Origin of the sequence: Oceanobacillus sojae, assembly GCF_007991515.1 — a bacterium.
GTDB classification, from domain to species: Bacteria; Bacillota; Bacilli; order Bacillales; family Amphibacillaceae; genus Oceanobacillus; species Oceanobacillus sojae.
In genome coordinates this window covers 201,244-220,692 of record NZ_BJYM01000006.1, presented here as the reverse complement: position 1 = coordinate 220,692, position 19,449 = coordinate 201,244, and the positions used below count along the sequence as shown (strand labels likewise).

The following is a 19,449-nucleotide window of genomic DNA, read 5'->3' as shown; positions in this document are numbered from 1 at the left end:
CCTGCGGAGGCATACAGGATGTATGTCAGTTCGTTGCCTGAGACAAGACGTCGCGAACTTAACCGAACTTCCTTTCATTTTGGGACTGCGATTACTCGTCCCACCGAAAACCGTCGCGGCGGACATCTCCTTGGCAAGTACACCAGTATTTTAAAGACCAAGTGATTTTCTTGGTTTTTCTTACTGTGAATAGCAAATTTAAAGACAGAAACCAGCTGAGCCATGACATACAATCACTATTTTCAGCATCTGTATTATTGGACAGTCATAGATGCTTTATACCCTTTTCTGATAACCTCCTGAACCTGATGAACAGTTACATAAGCGTTCACATCAATTTTTTTGATTAATTCTTTCGTCTTCAAAATATCTTTTTTTCTGCATACCAAATATAGTATTTTCTTTTCATTTTTGGAATATCCGCCATGACCATCTAGAATGGTAATTCCATGAGCCATTTTATATAATACATCATTTGCTATTTCATCAGCATGATTGGACATGATAAATATCGCTGCTCTTTCATCCATTCTATCCACAAAGTAATCAATTAACTTAGCACCAATATAAACGGAAATAACTGTATACATGCCTTTATCAACTCCAATAATAAATACAGAGCTCAGCACAATAATAATATCTATCAGCAGCATCGCGTTTCCGACAGATAAACCCAGATACTGATTCAGTCCTCTTGCTAATACAGTAGTTCCGCCATTTGTTCCTCCAAATCTAAATATCAGTCCTAATCCGCCCCCTACAAATAATCCTGCAAATACAGCAGAAAGCAAAACATCATCTGTTAACGGTCTTGTATTCTCTGTCAGATATAAAAGTAACGAGGATGAAAATACAGAAAACAAAGTATAATACATGGTTTTTTTCTTAAATAATTTAAAGCCTGCCAGAATAAGAATCAGATTAAATATCAGATTTGTTACACCTAATGGCCAATTAAACAGATAATGTGTAATCACACTGATTCCTATTATTCCACCTTCGGAGAGCATATTGGGTATAATATAAAAATTAACACCAATAACAAAAAGAAGACAACCAATAAAAATTCCAAACAATTCCTTAAAAACCTGTTTCATTTTAATATCCGCTACTTTCCATAGTTAATATATCATCTAAAAATACTTTGTAATTCTTTCTCTTTACTAATCTTTGTATATTTTCTTTATTCTGAGCCCATTTTGAAAACATCTCACATAAGATATTTAAGTGATGATCTCCGTCTCTTTTCGTTTTTATTAAAAATAAAACTCTTACAACATCATTGTCCCAGACAATTGGATAATTAAGGACAGCAATATAACAGACAGGCTTCCTGCAAATCTTATACAAGTCTTGTAAATGAACGATATTATTCCCTATCTCATGTGCGACAAATGGATTCGCTAATTCGGAATGCGGTTCAACAATACCTTGTGATTTTAGATCCTGCAGAATATTTTGAAGAATACTTTCTTTATCGCTGCCTTCTAAATGAAAGTTCGAAAAAGTTTCTTGAAAATATCTGTTAAAATAACCGCTAAAGTCTCCTCTATAAAAATCAATATTATTAGCAATTTGCTGGATCTGCTTGATATAGTCTCCTTTTTCTATTGCAACCTGTGGAATTGCTTGGGGTATATCCAATTCATAGGAAGATACAAAAATATCATAATCCCCTATCCGTCCTATAATATCTTCTACAGAATCACAATTTGTGATAACATACTTATCCTGTGGGAACTTATCCCGCAGCTCTTCTAAATACATTATTGTTTCTGCGCGGCCTCTCCCGCTGACCATACAGATTGAAATTTTACTTTTTTTGTTTAAATTACGTAGTGCAACATTAAAATAAAGCATCAAATAGCCAAATTCATTAAGGTTTATTTTTATATTAAAATAATCCTCCATTACTTTGACTGCAGATATCGTAACCTTTGCAGCAAAAATATATTTTTGTAAATTTTCATGTACAATGGGATTTCGTAAAACCATGCCGCTTCTTACTCTTCTCAACATCTGGTAAACATGCAAAGCTAAATATTTTTTTAGAATAAAATCATTTGAAACATCGATATCAAAATTATTCTTTATCTCAAAATAAACTGCTTCTAACGCTTGATCAATTCTGGGCCAATTCGCTTCTTTTATCATATTTTTATTTTGTAAAATTTGCTTTGTCTCCAAATGCATGCTGATATACAGCATTTCATTATCATTTAATTCTGCATTAAATTTCGAGTTCAGTATTTCCACAAACTGCTTACTAGCCCTGCCTACATGAGAATTATCCTGGTTTAATTCCTTCGTGGTGTCAGCATGTAAATCAATAGGATGCTTTTGCTTATTTCGTATAATAGATATTAATACGTAGACAGCTATGTTCTGTAAGGAAAAGTCTGATAAGATAACATTAAAGCGATCGCATACTTCTTTTAACACGCTCTCTGTCTCGGGAATAAATGCACGATTATAGTTTTCAAAGCGAATATCTGGGTCGTTATGATTCTCTGCTCTGAAGTTATTTTGAAAAAAGTACTCTTCTATACAGGTTCGTTTATTTAATTCATGTCCCTTAATCGTTATTCCATAATTAGCTTTTGATATTAGAGATAATTGGTAAGAATATAAAATTCTCTTCACTTCAGGCATGTCCACATTTAATGTTGATCTGCTTACAAACATTTCTTCTGCTAAATCATCTAATTTAATATATCCGACATTTACTAGTAGTCTCCGGATAATATAAAAGATACGTTCATAATTATTTCTTTTATTTAAATGCAGTCTATTTATATTGATATGGGATAAATATTTATATAGATTTAACTTTACCTCTTCTGTTTCAAAATATAATTTATATCCTTTATTCTGGGTAGAATCAATCATAATTCCTTCTTTATCCAGCTTATTCCTTAAATTTTTTATATCACTTTTTATTGTACGGACAGAAGCGTCTGCAGCTAAAGCCAATTGTGCCGCTGTTTTATATTTTAATGATAATAATTCATTTAATATTAATAATTCCCGTCTATTAAAATACAAATTAATTACCTCTCTTCAAAAGAAGATATCTATTATCTATTGTAAAGAACCCCTATCTAAAATCTATATAAATTTTAGATAGGGGTGTAAAGCAATAAAGGAGAGATTTATTCCACAACTAACGGGAAATTCCATCGTTTTCGGTACTAAATCAATACTCTCCACAGGTAAAATCCATTAAATAATCCCTATTAAAGAACCAATAATACCAATAGCGATTGTTACTAATAAAATAGTAGTCGGCTTCATTCCTTTTTTCAAAAGGTAGAACATAAGAATAGTATACAATAATGGTAATAACAACGGGAAAATTTGATCTAAATATTCTTGCATTGGAATTTTTTCATCTCCAATAGTAAATACAAGGGAAGACTCCAGTTTTACCATAGAGGCTGTCATCGCACCAATAACCATCAAACCGACAATTGTTGCACCTTTGGATATTTTTTGCATGATTCCTGAGTTATTAGCCTGATCCATAATCTTTGTTCCAAATTTGTAACCAAATACACCACCATAATATCTGACAAGCATATGAGGTACATTAAATAAAAGCAGGAAAAGAATAGGTCCAAGTATACTTCCTTGTTGAGCTAAGGATAAACCAATACCTACTGCAATAATACGCAAGGTCCCCCAAAATAACGAATCCCCTATACCAGCAAAAGGACCCATCAAACCAATTTTTACATTATTAATAATCTTTTTATCAAAAGATGGATTTTCACTGGCTTCTTTTTCTAAAGCAGTAGCAACACCAGTAATGGTTGTTACAACATGGGGAGTTGTATTAAAAATGTTCATATGTCTTTCTAATGCTTCTGCCCGGTCTTTCTCATTTTTATAATATCTTTTAATAGCGGGCCACATTCCAATGGAATACCCAAGCGCCTGCTGTCGTTCGTAATTATAAGAAGCTTCCAGCATAAAAGAACTCCAAAATATTTCACGCATTAATTTTTTCTCATCTTTGGTTAATTTTCTTTTATCAGACATCAAACAGCTCCTCCTCATCCTCTTTATCAGTTGTATCCTGATCGCCGCCATTTTTACCGCCAAATTCATAGACAATGATGAAAGCCAGCACGACACCAAACAAGGTAATTCCCAATATAGGAATATTCATATAAGCTAATAATGAAAAGCCTAACAAAAAGTATAAGACATTTGTTTTTTTCATCATTGGAAGTAATAACAAAGCAAAACCGACTGCAGGCAATAATCCTCCTGCTACTTCTAAACCATTCATAATGGCGTCAGGAATATTATTAACAAATGCTTCCACGGCATTTGATCCAAATAATATAGCTACAAACCCGACAACAAAGTACAGCGCACAGTGAAGCAGTAAGCCTCCAACATTAAGATTTATCATTCCTTTTATATTAGCTGCTTTTGCCAGCTTCATTGCATAATCCATAAACCAGCTTCGAATAATAAAAACCAGAACTTTGATAGATTGTGCTAATAAAGCAATTGGTAATGCTAAAGCAAGAGCAACTTCAGCTCCATTATTACCGATAATTGCATACGCTGTTCCAAGTCCGGCACCAACCAGGACATCTGGCGGGACAGCTCCGCCCACTTGAATAAAACCCATAAAAACCAGCTCTAATGTTGCTCCAACCAGCAGACCGGTCTGTACATCCCCAAGTGCTGCACCAATAATTGTCGAAACGACAATTGGTCTGATTACCATTGGTGTTCCAAGCATCTTTTCAATAAACCATAGTAAAGCTAGAATTATACCTACAATTAATGCTGTTTGCATGACAATCCCCCTTAAGCTAATTAGTTTTTCATTTTATTCTTTAAATCCTTGTACTTTTTAGCGCTTTCATCAGGAACCTGTCGAGCTTCTATTTCATATCCTAAATCTATGATTTTATCCAAATAGTGCATATCTTCCTTAGATACATAAACCGTTGACGATAGAGCTTTCTTATCGTCTTCTTTTTGCATATTACCTAAATTAAGAACAGGCTTTTCATCTATTTCCTTTATAAATTGATAGGCCGACTCTGGATTAGAACATATAACAAATACCCTCATTGCTTTTAACTTCGGATGTTGCACAAGCTTTACTGCTTCCTGAACAGGACGAATAGCGAGTCTCACTCCATCAGGATTACTTAACTTTAGTGCCTGTTTTCTAACCTCATCATTTGCTGCGTTATCATCTGCTATAACAATAGCTTCATAAGATAATGCTGATTTCCAGCTATATGCCACTTGTCCATGCAATAATCTATCATCTATTCTCATTTGAATAATCATTTATTTCTTCCTCTCTACATTTTTATATATCAAATATTTCATCAGCCGCTTCATTCGTTTGATGCTTTTGATTATCTGTATAAATAATTTGTTCTTTGGATCTTTTAACAATCTCTTTTAACTTTTCTTCTGTTACATCCACCTCGTTCAGCATTACTGCTTCCAAAAGTAATGGAAGATTCACTCCAGTAATGAAGTGTGTATTTTCTCTATCCATATATTCGAGAAAAGCCTGGTTTACACTGCCGCCAAATAAATCTGTAAAAATGATAACAACATCTTCTGTGGCAGCATTGTGCTCAAAAAATGTTTTTATTTTTTCTTTTAAAGGGACTTCATCTAAATAAGCATTCATATAATGCAGGTTATCCTGCTCACCTAAGATCAAGTTAATAGAAGAAATGATCCCTTCTGCAAAGTTTCCATGTGTTGCAACTAATATTTTTTTCATCTGACTCCCTCCTTTTTATTTACAGTGATTTATTAATGTAATCTACTACCCGCGGGTAAATACCTTTGGTCAAATCTCTGCCTCTATCCGTCGACAGCATATATGCAAGAACTTGGAAATACGTTATATATTCCAAATTACTGAAATATTTACTTTCAGGACTTACATTAAAACTTGCTTCATCATAATCACCAATTAAATAGCAGGAAGAAATTTCTTTTTCAATAAAGGCTGCTATACTTCTTGCTTTTTCACGATCCTCAGTGCTTCTGCTTAAAATGAAATACCCTATATTTTGATTAAAAGAATTCTGCGGACCATGGATCAGTTCTTCCAATTCAAAACTATTTGTAAATACAGGAAGCATTTCCATGAACTTTATATCTGCTTCCTGAGCAACTGCCCATAAATCGTTTGTCCCGGCGAATAAAAAATTATGCTTCTGCATTAACTCAAACTTATGTTTTTTATACCATTCTATTGTATTCTCTTTAATTTTCATCAAATTTTTAATCATACTATGATAATCCTGCATATATATATCAATTTCTTCTTCATTTATTTTATCGCAGATATCTAATAAAGAGATATAAATCCAGGATAATGTAGCACAGGTAGCTGAATAACCAAGCGTACGATATAAATACTCTTCGTTTTCTGAGCCGATTTCCAGAGCTATATCAGCTATATCTGCAATTGGTGAGTTCAATGTTTCAGTAAGTGAAATCGTTCTGTATTTTTTGTTTTTTACTATTTGCAGTGCTTCATAGACAAGCTTTGTTTTTCCTCCTTGCGAAATAAATATATATAAATTTTTTTCATCTAATAAGGAGTGGTTATAATAATGAACAAACATATTCGGGTAAATAATATCCACTGGAACCTGATTAATATTTTCCGCAAAATGCTTTGTTGTAAAAGCAGCGTTGTAGGAAGTCCCTGAAGCAATTATTACAATTCTCCTTATTTCAGAATCCGCTTTCAAAAATTCCTTTAATTTTAATTTCAATCCTTCTTTGTTTTGACCTATTTTTTGAAGCTGGGTTGGTATACGATTAATAACCTCAATCATACTCATGAATTTCCTCCTAAACATCTTAATAACTCAATGATATTCCTCTTTATAAGTTATATCCATATACAATATTGCACGATTAATCATGCAGTATTGTATATATTTCCGTTATTAGATTGCTTAATAGGATAGATGGAAATAATACAAAAATCAATTAGTAATTATTTCCAAATGTATAAAATTATATTTATATTGCTTTAGTTTTTAGCCCCTATGCATAAAAAAAGCAATACATGATATTAGATTTCTCCAATTACATATCATGTATTACTCTCTTATTCTACTTAAAATTCAACAGTTATCTCTGCTGCATCAGTCAGCTTATTATCTGCTTCATCGAAAAGATCACTTGTCAAAATCGTTAACTCTGATAAATCTTCCGTTTCATCTACAATAAATCCCAAATTTCCTTTTCTTGATTCTCCAGGCTCTATTGGTTCATTTAAACCTTCGAGGTATAGTTCATCTTCCCAGGAAGTATTTTCACCATCATTTGTTTCTACCAGAGCGGCCGGACTAAATTGTAATGTTTCAGCAGTCGTGTTTGTTATTTCTACAAATACTTTTACATAATTAAATTCGGATTCATTGTCTGTTAACCCATGAAAATAATCTATCATTCGATAAGAAGGACGCAGATGAATCCATTTTGCGTCTCGCAGTGTCATTTCTATATCGCCAATTTGATATGTTTCATTGACTTGTTTTATTTTTATTAAGGTGGATTTCCCCTTTGAATCTTCAACAACCTGATCCACCACAAGTAATTCGCTATCATCTGGCAATTGCGGGTTTTCCAAATATCCATCTAAATAGGAAGTTGTCTGCGTATATTCTTCCTTATCTGTATCATTTTTTGCTTCAGCCTCTTCAGCCGGCTTATCTTTTGCACAGCCTGCTAATACAAATATTATAATTAAAAAACCAAATATCCTGTTCACACGACATACTCCTTATCGGTTTAAAGCGTCGCATATGCTCCACTAATGAATTCATATGCAACGCCTATTTATTGTTGATTTACATTTTAATCTTCGTCTTTTTTATCTTCTTCCGCTTGTTCTTCCATATCCGCATCCTCTACTTCAGCCTTTACATTGCCTCCATCCAGAATCCCAAAGACTAATTTAGCTTGGTCTGTATTATCAACCTGACCTGCAAACAACTCCGATTGCGGACCAAAAGCATACACGTTTACATCCTCTCCCGTATGACCACCTGTTGTCCAGCCTGTATTCGAACGGACATCAAAGATAGCTTCAATAGCATCATCAATTTCCAGCATATCTTCTGCTTTTGCTGCTTCCTTCACAGTATTAATTTCTTCTTCTGTTAATTTTAGATCAATGTATTTCCCTAGTGTTTCTTCTACATCAGCACCATTAACAATTTCTTCAGCCATAAAGTCTGGTGTACGCGTTGTTGCGCGAAGCGGCTCCGGGTTCCAGTTGTAGTCATCATCGGCTGCAATTGAAAATCCGCCAGTTGAGTGATCTGCTGTAGCCACAACTAATGTCTCTCCATCCTGTTCTGCAAAGTTAATTGCCGCTTCGAATGCTGCTTCAAAGTCTTCCATTTCACTCATTGCACCAACAATATCATTATCATGACCTGCCCAATCAATTTGACTCCCCTCTACCATCAGGAAGAAACCATCCTCATTTTGACTAAGACGATCTAATGCCGAATTTGTCATATCTGCTAAAGATGGAACATCTTCTTTACGGTCAATCATTTTAGGCAAGCCTTCTTCTGCAAATAAACCAAGTACTTGTTCATTCGTATCATTTATAAGTTCATCTTTATTCGTTACATAGCTAAAACCATCGGCTTGGAATTCTTCTGTTAAATTACGGTCTTCTCTGTCAAATAAAGTTGTTCCTCCGCCAAGCAGTACATCAATTTTATGGCTTTCATTAATTCGTTCATCATAATAGTCATCAGCAATACCGTTCATATTTTTTCTTGTTTCATCATGTGCTCCAAATGCAGCCGGCGTTGCATGCGTAATTTCAGATGTGGCAACAAGACCTGTTGATTTACCTAATTGTTTCGCACGCTCTAACACGGTTTCTACTTCTGTTAAATCATTATCTACCGCAATAGCATTATTATATGTTTTAATCCCTGCGGACATCGCAGTTGCTGCAGAAGCTGAATCTGTTACATTCTCTTCCGGGTCCTCCGGGTATGTTGTCTGCTGCCCAACTAAGTACTTATCAAATACTGTCTGATTCACAAATTTTTCTTCTCCATTATCTTTAAAATACCGATATGCTGAAGTATAGGACACTCCCATCCCATCCCCAATTAAAAAGATAATATTTTTCACCTCTGTGTCCTCTGTTTTGGGAGGTGCGGCTTCACTTGCCAGTACATTTTGTGTGCCAGTTGTTAAACTGGTTAATGTTAATCCTGCAGCCGCTGCCAGTGATACTAGTTTTTTACTTAATGCCATTTTTTGATTTCCTCCTTCAACTTATCAATCTATTATCTATAGTAAGCAATGGATATTAACTAGAGGTTGAGGAAATGTAAGTTAATTGTAAAGTTTAGTTGTTTGTATATTAAAACAAGCCTTGGCATGAATAAATGAAAAAAAGCATCGTTCATCACCGGCGCTTTAGGTGTGAACAATACTTTTACTGAATACAAGATATAAATTCTACTAAGTCTTTTCTAGTTACTTTTCCACTTAAATCGCTGGACGCCTGAGGTCAAAAAAACATAAAATTTACTTCCCTTCACTTATTTTTTCTATTAACCCAGTTCCACAAGGATTCCCGTTTTATCATCCGCATGCTTTAAACGTGGATAATTCCGCAAGAAAATATCCGTTCCCTCTTGTTGAACAACATAATCCAGCAAGCTGTCGATACCATATTGAAAAGCAAAATTAGCGGTCTCTTTCCAAACATTACCATCCACTCCATGTAGCTGCATTCCGTCTGTAATCAGTAAGATTTTTTCCACCTGATGAAGCGGGACTCTTCCAGAGGTTAAATATTCCATTGCCTCGGTGGTGCCATCAATAATGCTGTAGCCTCCCCGGGTATTTAATTTCTCTCTGTTAGCCTTAAGAATAGGAATAATACGTTCTTTTTCCTCTTGATAAATTTCTTGAAAAGCTTCTCCGTCGATCTCTTGATTAACCCGCTTAGCGATAGCACCATACAATTCAGAAATAGCCTTCTGATCTAATCTCATAACATGATCATAAGAAAGTGTCTGGACTCCTCCATCCTGATAAGCCACAAAAATCATACAATCTCCAGATTGAGCATATTCCATATAATTTTCATGAATTTGTATTGCTGCAATGCCGCATGCACTCCGCTTTTCTTTTGCAATTGTTTCGATTTCCTGTCCCAATTCCTGTTTTGTCTTTTTTGCTAAATCTGTATTCCCTTTGCTAACCCTCTTGATTAAGCTGTCTTCAAAATTTCCTGTATCAAAACAGTTTTGAATGGTTTCTGCTGCTATTTTCCCAGACAGTCCGCCCAGTCCTGTCGCTCCATCAATTACTGCAAACAGCTCTTTTTTCTGATTTACTACGTAAGCATCTTCATTTACCGGGTTACTGCCCTGCTTATAAACTTTTGAAAAATGAATCATAACATCCCCGCTTTCTTCTCTTTAGTTATCCTGCTTCCCTGTAGTTAGGTATGTAAATGTAAGCTTTTAATTAGTTTAACATGTTCATAGTGCATGAAAGAATATATACTTTTTCACATACAAAAAACTATCACCTGCTAATCAGATGATAGTTTCTTTTTTCTTATTATTTTGCTGATTTTGTAATTATTTTTCCGTCCGTACCAACCCGCTTAATAAAGAGAGCCAGAATAAATGCTAAAACAATAATTAACAAGGAGATAAAGAATGAGAAATTAATTCCATGCAGCATGGCTTCATTCATTATTTCAGCCTGCATCTGATCTGCTGCTGCACCAGTCGGCATTTGCGATGGATCCATATTTTTCATTGCTTCCTCAGCCAGTGTCTCTGCCTCTTTATTAGTTCGGCTGTTCATTACTGTAATTAATAATGCTGAGCCGATCGCACCGGATACCTGCTGCAATGTGTTGTTCATTGCAGTACCATGCGGATTTTGATGCATTGGTAATTGATTCAATCCATTTGTCATAACAGGCATCATTACCATAGACATTCCCAAAGAACGAACCGCAAAAATAATCATAAGAGAGGTTATCGTAATTTCCATATCTAATCGTGTAAAGAAGAATGTTGTTACCCCAGTAATAGTCAGCCCGATAATAGTTAATGTACGAGCACCGAATTTATCAAACAATCTTCCAGTAATCGGCGACATAACTCCCATTACAAGTGCACCTGGAAGCATTAATAAACCTGCCTCAAATGGTGTAAATCCCCTGATTGTCTGTACATATAATGGAATTAAAATCATTCCTGAAAATAATGCCATTGCTAAAACAACAGAAATAGCAGAAGATAAGGCAAACATCGGATAGCGGAAAATCCGGAATTCAAGCATCGGATCCTTCATACGTAATTGACGAAGAATAAGTGTCACCACTCCAATTACGCCAACAACTAACGTAATATATACGGATGGATGATCCCAGCCTTTATCTCCAGCTGAACTGAATCCATATAATAAGCCGCCAAAACCAAAACTGGATAGGATAATGGAAAATACATCAAGCTTGATTGGGCGCTGCGGAGTAATGTTTTTCAGTTTAAATACGCCAATTAATAATGAAATAATAGCAATTGGGAAGACTATATAGAATAAGGTTCTCCAATCATAATGCTCCACAATCCATCCTGATAATGTCGGACCGATGGCAGGTGCTACAATCATTACAAGACCGAAAGTTCCCATTGCTGTACCGCGTTTTTCAATTGGAAAAGCAGTCAGCATGACATTCATCAAGAGCGGCATCATCACTGCTGAACCTGCTGCCTGAATTAATCTTGCAACTAAAAGAATAGAAAAAGTCGGTGAAATAGCAGCTAATAATGTACCAGCTGTAAATAACGTCATTGCTGTTAAAAACAGCTTTCTATTTGTAAAACGTTGTATTAAGAATGCACTTGCCGGAATAAGAATCCCGTTTACAAGCATATAACCATTTGTCAGCCATTGAACAGAGGTTGGTTTCACTTCAAATTCTGTCATGATAGAAGGTAGTGCTACGTTTAATAAAGTTTCATTTAAAATTGCTACAAACGCCCCAATAAATAAAATAGCTATCATGCCATAGGGCGGTTGTTTATGCATTTCTTGAATATCTGTCATTATAGACCCTCACTTTCTTTTCTTAGAAAAAAATTACATTTCCCCGCCTTTCAGAGAAATGATTATTTTTCTACCTGGTGTTATGTTTAATTTTTTTGCCATATCGAGATCCTTCATAACCTTACTTTTATGCTTTCCTCAAACGCAAAAAATATCATCTTACAGAGGTTTAAAAACTTCCTTACTATAATTCAAAGCAATTTTCTCTTAAAGACTTAACTATTTTATACCTGCAGTCCAATAAATGCAACAAAAATATTTCATTAATTTTCAAATGTTGATATATCAATAGATATGGACTAATATAAATATTGTACTCCAGTTCTATTTTTCTTAAAATTATATAAAGGGACGGTTATATGAATAAAAAAAAGCAACAAATTATCGAAGCTGCACAAATACTTTTTATTAAAAAGGGATTCTCTGTCACTTCGATTCAGGATATATTGGATGCTGCCAATATATCCAAAGGAACATTCTACAATTATTTTTCTTCCAAAACAGAATGCTTAATGGCTATCCTGTCATTTATAAAAGATGAAGTAATCTACAATAGGCAGCAGCTGGCTATTGGAAAGCCAGCTTCAGATAAACATGTTTTTGTAAAGCAGATTGCTGCCCGGTTTCATATTGACAAAAAACATAATCTAATGGCATTATTTGCTTCTTTGACGAGCACAGACACAGCGCATCAGGAATTAAAAGAATTTTTAAACCAGCAATATCTGAAAGAAGTCAGCTGGATGGCAGAACGAATTTGCGAGGTGTTTGGTGAAGGACGGCGCAAACAATCCTACGATGATGCAGTTACCTGCTTTGGAACAATCCATTTAACCTCAAAAGTCTTAATGGATATTGGCAAAACAGAAGTTCCAATTGAAGAGACGATTTATTTCTCTCTCAAAAAAATCGAACAAACCGGCGGACAGCAGCCATTTTTAAAAGAGGATTATTTCCTGGCTTATCAGCAAAATAAGAATACAGAGGATAAAAATATTAAAAAGCAATTACAGCAAACATTGACCGATTTAGAAGCAAATGTGAAGAAGCTGAAAAATAAAAAATTAGCATACTACCAGAAGTTTTTATTAGAACAGCTTACATCTGACAATCCAGATCTTTTCCTGATGGAGAGTGTTATTTCCTCCTATCAGAATGCTGTACAGGATACAGACATAGAGGATAAAGGAAGATATATCCAAATACTTTTTATGCAATTATTAGAGGAAGAAAAGTGAGTCAGACAGCTGCTCACTTTTCTTTTTTTGAGAAACAAAAGAATAATTTTCCAAAAACAAGTAAATAATTGCATATTTTTCTTTGCTCTACCTAATTTACAAAACCTTCATGATTGATATAGACTATTAGATAGAGTGCATGATAATCTACCCAAAACTTAGGAAAGGTGGTGAAAATGTGAAAAAAATATGCGCTTTGCTTGCTGTTTCTCTGTTTTTCTTTTTAGTAGCCTGTTCTCAAGAGGCAAGTGAAGAAGAGGTTATTGAAAATGTCCTGAATTCGCACCGTGATGTCAATCAATACGCAGCGAATTTTAATATTGATACATCTGATGTTGCAAAAACAATCAGTCATAATATAGAAGTAAATTTAACAGAAGACCCTGCTGCACTGCACCAGATTTTAACTATTGAAGCAGATGGAGAGGAATCATCTGTTAATACTTATCGCGTAAACGATGAAATATATACGCAAGAAGAGGACAATCCTTGGGGAAAGAGAGAAGCAGAAGAAGATGAACCGCTATTTACCCCTTCCTATAGAGATGTCGTTTCTGTTTTGGAAAATGTGATTGACTATGCTGAATTTGATTCTGAAGGTGGAACCTACACCTTTAGTTATGAGGGCTTTGAACGTGAAATTTATGAAGCATTCGAAGGTCCATTCAACATACTATTGGGCGGCAGTGATATCGCTGATGAGGATATGTCTTTGGGTTTTACCTTTGAAGTAAATAAGTCTGATTACTATATTGAGAATTTAGAATATAACCTCTCTGTTGAAAATGAGACTGGCACCGTAAATATAAATATTCAGGTCAATTACGATGATATAAATGATATTAATGAAATAGAAGTACCCGATGAAGCAATTGAAGAAACATCCTGATTATAATCTGCAACAGACAATACGTCAGATAACATATGGTCAGCTTTTATAAAAATATATTAAGAATAAAAGAACCGCTTCGCAATCTTTTTGTAGTGAGATTGCGAAGCGGTTCTTTTATTATTCAATTCGTCACAGATTTAGAAATAGCCCGGTCAGGCTTATAAGCAGCCATGTCCAGCTCAATATCTTCATTTAAAATCTGCTTTGCTGCCAGTTTGCCAACGTATGGCCCCATTGTTAAACCAGAACGGCCGAGCCCATTCACTATATAGAGATTTTCGATCTCTTTAATCGGTCCAATTAAAGGCAATCCGTCCTTGCTCATCGGTCGGAATCCAATTCGTACCTCTTTCAGTGTTCCATCCTCTAATCCAGAAGCAACATCCAGAGCAGCTTCCAAGACATGGTTGACACCACCGGCAGTCAAACGATAATCAAATCCCGAACCATCCTCTCTTGTTGCTCCTGCAACAATTCTCGAATCATCAAATGCCAGCATATAATGACTCGTCTGAGGCAATATAACCGGCCAATCAGCTGTATCCTGACCCGGGAGGGAAATATGTGCGATTTGCCCCCGCTGTGGTTCAACTGCTAAATCCATTCCTAACGGCTTCAGTTGCTCCGGTGCCCATGCTCCAGTGGCTGACAATACATTATCCGCGATAATATCTTCTCCATTTACATGTACACCGGATACCTTTTGATTTTCTACTATAAGTACAGCCTCACCTTCTATAAACTGTGCGCCATTTTTTATAGCAGCCCGTTTCATAGATTCACGCAGTAATCTGCCATCCATTCGGGCAGCTCCTGATACATAGACTCCTTCCAAATCATCCGATAATGCAGGGAATCTTTTTTTCGCTTCTATATGATCTAATCTTTCAATCTCTCCCAGCTCTGGAGCTTCTTGCTGCTTTTCGCGCACCTGACGCTCAATCTCATCTAACTCAGATGAACTATTACTGACGCTTATCGCTCCAACCTTCTTATATCCTGTATCAGTTTCTCCATCTTTTTTCAACTGTTCTATCAATTCAGGGTAATATAGCGCCCCTCCCTTTGCAACTGCATACCAATCCGGGTCTTCCACATGAGAAATCCAAGGACAAATAATGCCAGCACCTGCAGAGGTTGCTTTCCCTTCTTCCGGACGATCTACCATAACAACCTCAATACCTTGTTTCACTAAATAATACGCTGCACTTGCACCAACAATTCCTGTACCAACAACGATTGTTTTCATTCATTTTTCCTCCTCAAACCATATGTAGCTAACAAAATTCACATTATTTTCTGCTTATTTAAGTATATCATTTTAAATTTAAAAGAACGAATCGTTTTTACTGATTATGAAATCATTTCCATAACTTCGCCAACAAAAAAACACGATATCCTCTATTCAAAGAAGACATCGTATCTTTTCCATTTATTTATTAATCCATATGCGATCCGCCATTAATATCAATATCTTCACCTGTAATATAAGAAGCTTCATCAGATGCCAGAAAAGCAATCGTTGATGCAATTTCACTTGTCTCTCCCGGGCGTCCAAGAGGAATTCCATCAATTACCTTTGCTGCATCTGCTTCAGGAAGTGACTTCCAAATTTCAGTATTAACCAGACCTGGCGCTACAGAGTTTACTGTAATACCATCTGTCGCAACTTCTCTTGCAAGGTTTTTTGCAAATCCCAGCACAGCTGCTTTGGAAGCTGAATAATGCGCTCCGCCAAATACACCGCCGCCTCTTTTTGCAGATACTGAAGAAAGGTTAATGATACGGCCAAAATGCTGTTCTTTCATTGGCTTTAATACTGCTTGTGAGCACAGGAATAGTCCAAACATGTTTACACTGAAAATCCGCTGCATATCTTCTAAAGTCATGTCCTCTACCGTTACTTTTTGAGAGATTCCCGCATTATTTACTAAAATATCGATACGGCCAAATTCCGATAATACTTTTTCAATCATCGCATCCACAGATTCCTTGCTTGTTACATTGAGCTCTACACCCAATGCTTTCGCTCCAGTCTCTTCTACAGCTTTTACCGTATCCTGAATGCCTTCCACATTTAAATCAGCAACTACAATCGATGCGCCCTGCTCTGCTAATTTCAATGCAATATCTCTGCCAATTCCTTTCAATGATCCGCTTCCTGTTACAATAGCTACTTTATTATTTAATTCAAACATGTTTTTTCCTCCTGATTTTAGCGTATAATACGTTGTTGAATTTCATTCTATTATTGATATAACCTTATAAGTTATAAGAATAGCAATGTCAGCTGTGGAATTACGGCAATCAGAGCGAGTCCAAACAAAATTACAAAGAAGAATGGAATAGCTGCTTTTGCCAAGACCGGCATACTTAAGCCCGATAGTCCTGATCCCACAAACAAGTTTACTCCTAATGGCGGTGTGATAAATCCGATTGCCAGCGTAACAATCATGACAATACCAAAGTGGATTGGATTCATTCCAATTTCCAGCGCCACCGGATATAGAATTGGAGTAAATATGATAACTGCTGCCGCAGTATCGATAAAACACCCAATGATTAACAGCATGATAATAATCATAATTATGACGACTACGCTATTTTCAGAAACAGATAAGAATCCGTCTGCAAATGCTTGCGGAATTCTTTCCATAGATAGAATCGTTCCAAATGCATTCGCTGTTCCAATAATAATTAAAATAGCTACAGAGCTTAATGATGCATTTCTGAAAATAGCATGCAAATCCTTAAGCTTGATGGATTTATGTAGGAACATACTTACAAATAATGCATAAACCACTGCGATTACAGCCGCTTCTGTCGGTGTAAATATACCTCCGTAAATACCACCTAAAATTATAATCGGTACAAGTAAAGACCATTTTGCTTTATTCAAAGCCTGTAACAACTTTTTAAAGCTGAATGATTCCCCAGTACCTGCATAGCCTTGCTTTTTAGAATAAATATATGCCCATAATAGAATTAGTCCGCCAATCAATAGCCCTGGCAGAATCCCTCCAAGGAATAAATCTCCAATTGATTCATTTGCTGAGATTCCAAAAAGAACCATTGGTATACTCGGAGGCAGAATAATTCCTAATGAACCGGCTGATGCAATCAATGCAGTGGCAAACTTTTTATCATACCCTTCTGCAACCATGGCTGGAATCATAATACCACCTACTGCTGCAACAGTAGCCGGACCTGAACCTGAAATTGCAGCAAAGAACATAGAAGTAATTACAGCCGCCATCGCAAATCCGCCAGTATATCGTCCGACAAAGACATTTGCTAAATCAAATAAACGGTTGGAAATACCGCCTTTTCCCATTATTTCCCCAGCAAGGATAAAGAATGGAATTGCCATTAAAGCAAAGTTATCCGTGGAGGTAACTAATCCCTGTGATAGAAAAGTAACGGATATATTTGCTGAGTACATAGCTGTAACCAGGCCTGCGATCCCCAGTGCAATCCCGATAGGTACAGTAAGCGCCATAAATAAAAAGAAGGTGCCGAATAAAATGAACGTTGTCATACTGTCTTCTCCTCCTGACTTGCTAAGGACTCTTTTCTATCTAAATTCTTATAATCCTCATCCCTTTTAACAGATCGATAATCTCTTACATCATAAGCCATATTTTGTAATAATCGGATGGAGGTTATTATCATACCGACAACTGGAGCCAAGTACACCCAGAACAATGGGATTTGTAACGCAGCCGACGTTCTTGTTACTCTGGCAACAATATCGATTCCATAATATGTCATCACTAATGCAAAGATTAAAAAAGAGATATTCGCAATCATAGCGATGATTAATCTGCCTTTTCGTTGAAACAACATCGATAAAGCATCTACCCCTAAATGCTTATTTCGTTTTACCCCATAGCTTACGCCGACATAAATCAGCCAAATAAATGCATATCTGGCAATCTCTTCAGACCAGGCCAGTGAGTTTCCGAAAACATACCTCATGACTACCTGCATAAAAATAATAATTACTGTAAAAGCACTTAAAAAAACAAGAATATATTCTTCAAAATGCTCATCTAACCAATTTAGTATTTTCATGATTTCCCCCTCATCCTACTCTGTCGCCTCTAAAATCTGATCTAAGAGTTCGCTTCCATAGCTATTTCTAAACTGCTTATAAACTGGCTCACTCGCTTGTTTAAAAGCATCTATATCTGGATCTTCAATTACTGTCATACCTTGTTCCTTTAAGTTTTCTATCATTTTCGCTTCATTTTCCTGTAATAAATCTCGGTGGAATTGAGCAGTCTCTGAAGCACTTTCTTCAATAATCTGCTGTTCCTCCGATGTCAATGACTGCCAAAACTCTTCACCAATTGCAACAGGAAGAGGTGAATATTGGTGTCCTGTAAGGATGAGATAATCCTGAACCTCATTCAATTTATTAGCATAAGTATTGGCAACAGGATTTTCCTGTGCGTCAATCGTTCCCTGCTGCAAGCCCATATAAACTTCACCAAAAGACATCGGTGTCGGGTTACCTCCAAAAGCAGCAAATGTTCTTAAAGATATCGGAAACTCTGGTGTTCTGATTTTTACCCCTCGTAAATCAGCAGGCTCTTCAATCGGTTTATTTGCAGTAATGTGACGGAAACCGTTTTCAAAGTAAGCGATAATTCTCAAATTATCTTCCAGCAAGGGTTCAGCTGCTAATTGTCCTACCTCTCCATCCATAGCATCCCAGGCTTGCTGATGATCTTCGAATAAATATGGAAGTTCAAGCACACTAATTTCTGGATTATATTGGCTGTATGCACTCGCTGCAACCATTTGCAAATCGTTCAACGCAACACTTTCTACCATCTCTGACTCTGATCCCAGCTGGTTATTCGGATAGACAAGCACTTCCATATGTCCGCCAGACCTTTCTTCTACTAATTCTTTAAAACGCATTACTGCAGTATGTCTTTCATTTGTCTCGGCTGCATCATGCCCAAAACGAATTGTAATTGTATCATCTGTCAAGGCATTACTCGTTGTAAAAAATGAAACAACAATTCCTACAGCTAAAGCAACAATGGCAAAAATCGTTATATTTCTAACTATTTTCAATTCTTTACCTCCGTCTCCTGTACAAGTAATTTAAAGTTTTTATTCCTTTCATCATAAAATAAAATGTGCTTATTCTCTCATCTATGCTCAACACAATAA

18 protein-coding genes are annotated in these 19,449 nt (G+C 35.9%); 2 read left to right on the top strand and 16 right to left on the bottom strand.

The window, feature by feature from the left end:
• Positions 1–254: 254 nt before the first annotated feature.
• The 11 genes from OSO01_RS09190 to OSO01_RS09140 form a co-directional block, all read right to left on the bottom strand.
• Positions 255–1,097, bottom strand: a complete 843-nt coding sequence (locus OSO01_RS09190; protein WP_147210138.1) for a YitT family protein — start codon at positions 1,095–1,097, stop codon at positions 255–257.
• 1 nt (position 1,098) lies between these two features.
• Entirely contained in the window at positions 1,099–3,045 is a 1,947-nt protein-coding gene (locus OSO01_RS09185; RefSeq protein ID WP_147210137.1) for a BglG family transcription antiterminator, read from the bottom strand.
• Between the two features lie 177 nt (positions 3,046–3,222).
• A complete protein-coding gene (locus OSO01_RS09180; protein ID WP_147210136.1) occupies positions 3,223–4,041 on the bottom strand; it encodes a PTS system mannose/fructose/sorbose family transporter subunit IID in 819 nt (272 codons plus the stop codon).
• Positions 4,034–4,816, bottom strand: a complete 783-nt coding sequence (locus OSO01_RS09175) for a PTS mannose/fructose/sorbose/N-acetylgalactosamine transporter subunit IIC (RefSeq protein WP_147210135.1) — start codon at positions 4,814–4,816, stop codon at positions 4,034–4,036. The genes OSO01_RS09180 and OSO01_RS09175 overlap by 8 nt, the downstream gene beginning before the upstream one ends.
• 20 nt (positions 4,817–4,836) lie before the next feature.
• The gene (locus OSO01_RS09170) at positions 4,837–5,322 is read right to left on the bottom strand and encodes a PTS sugar transporter subunit IIB (RefSeq protein ID WP_147210134.1); all 486 of its coding nucleotides are present in this window, start codon (positions 5,320–5,322) and stop codon (positions 4,837–4,839) included.
• 22 nt (positions 5,323–5,344) lie between these two features.
• Complete coding sequence (locus tag OSO01_RS09165; protein WP_147210133.1) at positions 5,345–5,773, bottom strand: PTS sugar transporter subunit IIA; 429 nt, start codon at positions 5,771–5,773, stop codon at positions 5,345–5,347.
• A 19-nt stretch (positions 5,774–5,792) separates the two neighbouring features.
• Positions 5,793–6,851, bottom strand: coding sequence for an SIS domain-containing protein (locus OSO01_RS09160; RefSeq protein WP_186813605.1), 1,059 nt, complete (start codon positions 6,849–6,851; stop codon positions 5,793–5,795).
• 281 nt (positions 6,852–7,132) lie between these two features.
• Complete coding sequence (locus tag OSO01_RS09155; protein ID WP_147210131.1) at positions 7,133–7,789, bottom strand: DUF4352 domain-containing protein; 657 nt, start codon at positions 7,787–7,789, stop codon at positions 7,133–7,135.
• Between the two features lie 86 nt (positions 7,790–7,875).
• Positions 7,876–9,306: an alkaline phosphatase gene (locus tag OSO01_RS09150; protein ID WP_147210130.1), complete on the bottom strand. Its 1,431-nt coding sequence runs from the start codon at positions 9,304–9,306 to the stop codon at positions 7,876–7,878.
• Positions 9,307–9,608: 302 nt separating this feature from the next.
• A complete protein-coding gene (locus OSO01_RS09145) occupies positions 9,609–10,463 on the bottom strand; it encodes a PP2C family serine/threonine-protein phosphatase (protein WP_147210129.1) in 855 nt (284 codons plus the stop codon).
• A 166-nt stretch (positions 10,464–10,629) separates the two neighbouring features.
• A complete protein-coding gene (locus OSO01_RS09140; RefSeq protein ID WP_147210128.1) occupies positions 10,630–12,132 on the bottom strand; it encodes a DHA2 family efflux MFS transporter permease subunit in 1,503 nt (500 codons plus the stop codon).
• 359 nt (positions 12,133–12,491) lie between these two features.
• Between OSO01_RS09140 and OSO01_RS09135 the strand changes: the two genes are divergently transcribed.
• Together OSO01_RS09135 and OSO01_RS09130 are read left to right on the top strand one after the other, a co-directional pair.
• Positions 12,492–13,370, top strand: a complete 879-nt coding sequence (locus OSO01_RS09135; protein WP_147210127.1) for a TetR/AcrR family transcriptional regulator — start codon at positions 12,492–12,494, stop codon at positions 13,368–13,370.
• Positions 13,371–13,548: 178 nt separating this feature from the next.
• The gene (locus OSO01_RS09130; RefSeq protein WP_147210126.1) at positions 13,549–14,259 is read left to right on the top strand and encodes a DUF6612 family protein; all 711 of its coding nucleotides are present in this window, start codon (positions 13,549–13,551) and stop codon (positions 14,257–14,259) included.
• A gap of 124 nt (positions 14,260–14,383) precedes the next feature.
• Here the strand turns inward: OSO01_RS09130 and OSO01_RS09125 are convergent, their stop codons facing one another.
• From OSO01_RS09125 to OSO01_RS09105, 5 genes are all read right to left on the bottom strand, one after another.
• Positions 14,384–15,511 (bottom strand): NAD(P)/FAD-dependent oxidoreductase, encoded by a 1,128-nt coding sequence (locus OSO01_RS09125; RefSeq protein ID WP_147210125.1) that lies wholly within the window; start codon positions 15,509–15,511, stop codon positions 14,384–14,386.
• 190 nt (positions 15,512–15,701) lie between these two features.
• Entirely contained in the window at positions 15,702–16,460 is a 759-nt protein-coding gene (locus tag OSO01_RS09120; protein WP_147210124.1) for an SDR family NAD(P)-dependent oxidoreductase, read from the bottom strand.
• Between the two features lie 71 nt (positions 16,461–16,531).
• On the bottom strand, positions 16,532–17,800 hold the full coding sequence (locus OSO01_RS09115) for a TRAP transporter large permease (protein ID WP_147210123.1): 1,269 nt from the start codon (positions 17,798–17,800) through the stop codon (positions 16,532–16,534).
• On the bottom strand, positions 17,797–18,336 hold the full coding sequence (locus OSO01_RS09110) for a TRAP transporter small permease (protein WP_147210122.1): 540 nt from the start codon (positions 18,334–18,336) through the stop codon (positions 17,797–17,799). Before OSO01_RS09110 ends, OSO01_RS09115 begins: the two co-directional genes overlap by 4 nt.
• 15 nt (positions 18,337–18,351) lie before the next feature.
• The gene (locus OSO01_RS09105) at positions 18,352–19,350 is read right to left on the bottom strand and encodes a TRAP transporter substrate-binding protein (protein WP_147210121.1); all 999 of its coding nucleotides are present in this window, start codon (positions 19,348–19,350) and stop codon (positions 18,352–18,354) included.
• Positions 19,351–19,449 lie beyond the last annotated feature (99 nt).

Excerpts from the sequence above, each read along its gene's own strand:
- OSO01_RS09190 (WP_147210138.1), bottom strand. The coding sequence starts at position 1,097 with ATGAAACAGGTTTTTAAGGAATTGTTTGGAATTTTTATTGGTTGTCTT.
- OSO01_RS09180 (WP_147210136.1), bottom strand. The coding sequence starts at position 4,041 with ATGTCTGATAAAAGAAAATTAACCAAAGATGAGAAAAAATTAATGCGT.
- OSO01_RS09175 (WP_147210135.1), bottom strand. The coding sequence starts at position 4,816 with ATGCAAACAGCATTAATTGTAGGTATAATTCTAGCTTTACTATGGTTT.
- OSO01_RS09170 (WP_147210134.1), bottom strand. The coding sequence starts at position 5,322 with ATGATTATTCAAATGAGAATAGATGATAGATTATTGCATGGACAAGTG.
- OSO01_RS09165 (WP_147210133.1), bottom strand. The coding sequence starts at position 5,773 with ATGAAAAAAATATTAGTTGCAACACATGGAAACTTTGCAGAAGGGATC.
- OSO01_RS09160 (WP_186813605.1), bottom strand. The coding sequence starts at position 6,851 with ATGAGTATGATTGAGGTTATTAATCGTATACCAACCCAGCTTCAAAAA.
- OSO01_RS09150 (WP_147210130.1), bottom strand. The coding sequence starts at position 9,306 with ATGGCATTAAGTAAAAAACTAGTATCACTGGCAGCGGCTGCAGGATTA.
- OSO01_RS09145 (WP_147210129.1), bottom strand. The coding sequence starts at position 10,463 with ATGATTCATTTTTCAAAAGTTTATAAGCAGGGCAGTAACCCGGTAAAT.
- OSO01_RS09140 (WP_147210128.1), bottom strand. The coding sequence starts at position 12,132 with ATGACAGATATTCAAGAAATGCATAAACAACCGCCCTATGGCATGATA.
- OSO01_RS09135 (WP_147210127.1), top strand. The coding sequence starts at position 12,492 with ATGAATAAAAAAAAGCAACAAATTATCGAAGCTGCACAAATACTTTTT.
- OSO01_RS09125 (WP_147210125.1), bottom strand. The coding sequence starts at position 15,511 with ATGAAAACAATCGTTGTTGGTACAGGAATTGTTGGTGCAAGTGCAGCG.
- OSO01_RS09120 (WP_147210124.1), bottom strand. The coding sequence starts at position 16,460 with ATGTTTGAATTAAATAATAAAGTAGCTATTGTAACAGGAAGCGGATCA.
- OSO01_RS09115 (WP_147210123.1), bottom strand. The coding sequence starts at position 17,800 with ATGACAACGTTCATTTTATTCGGCACCTTCTTTTTATTTATGGCGCTT.
- OSO01_RS09110 (WP_147210122.1), bottom strand. The coding sequence starts at position 18,336 with ATGAAAATACTAAATTGGTTAGATGAGCATTTTGAAGAATATATTCTT.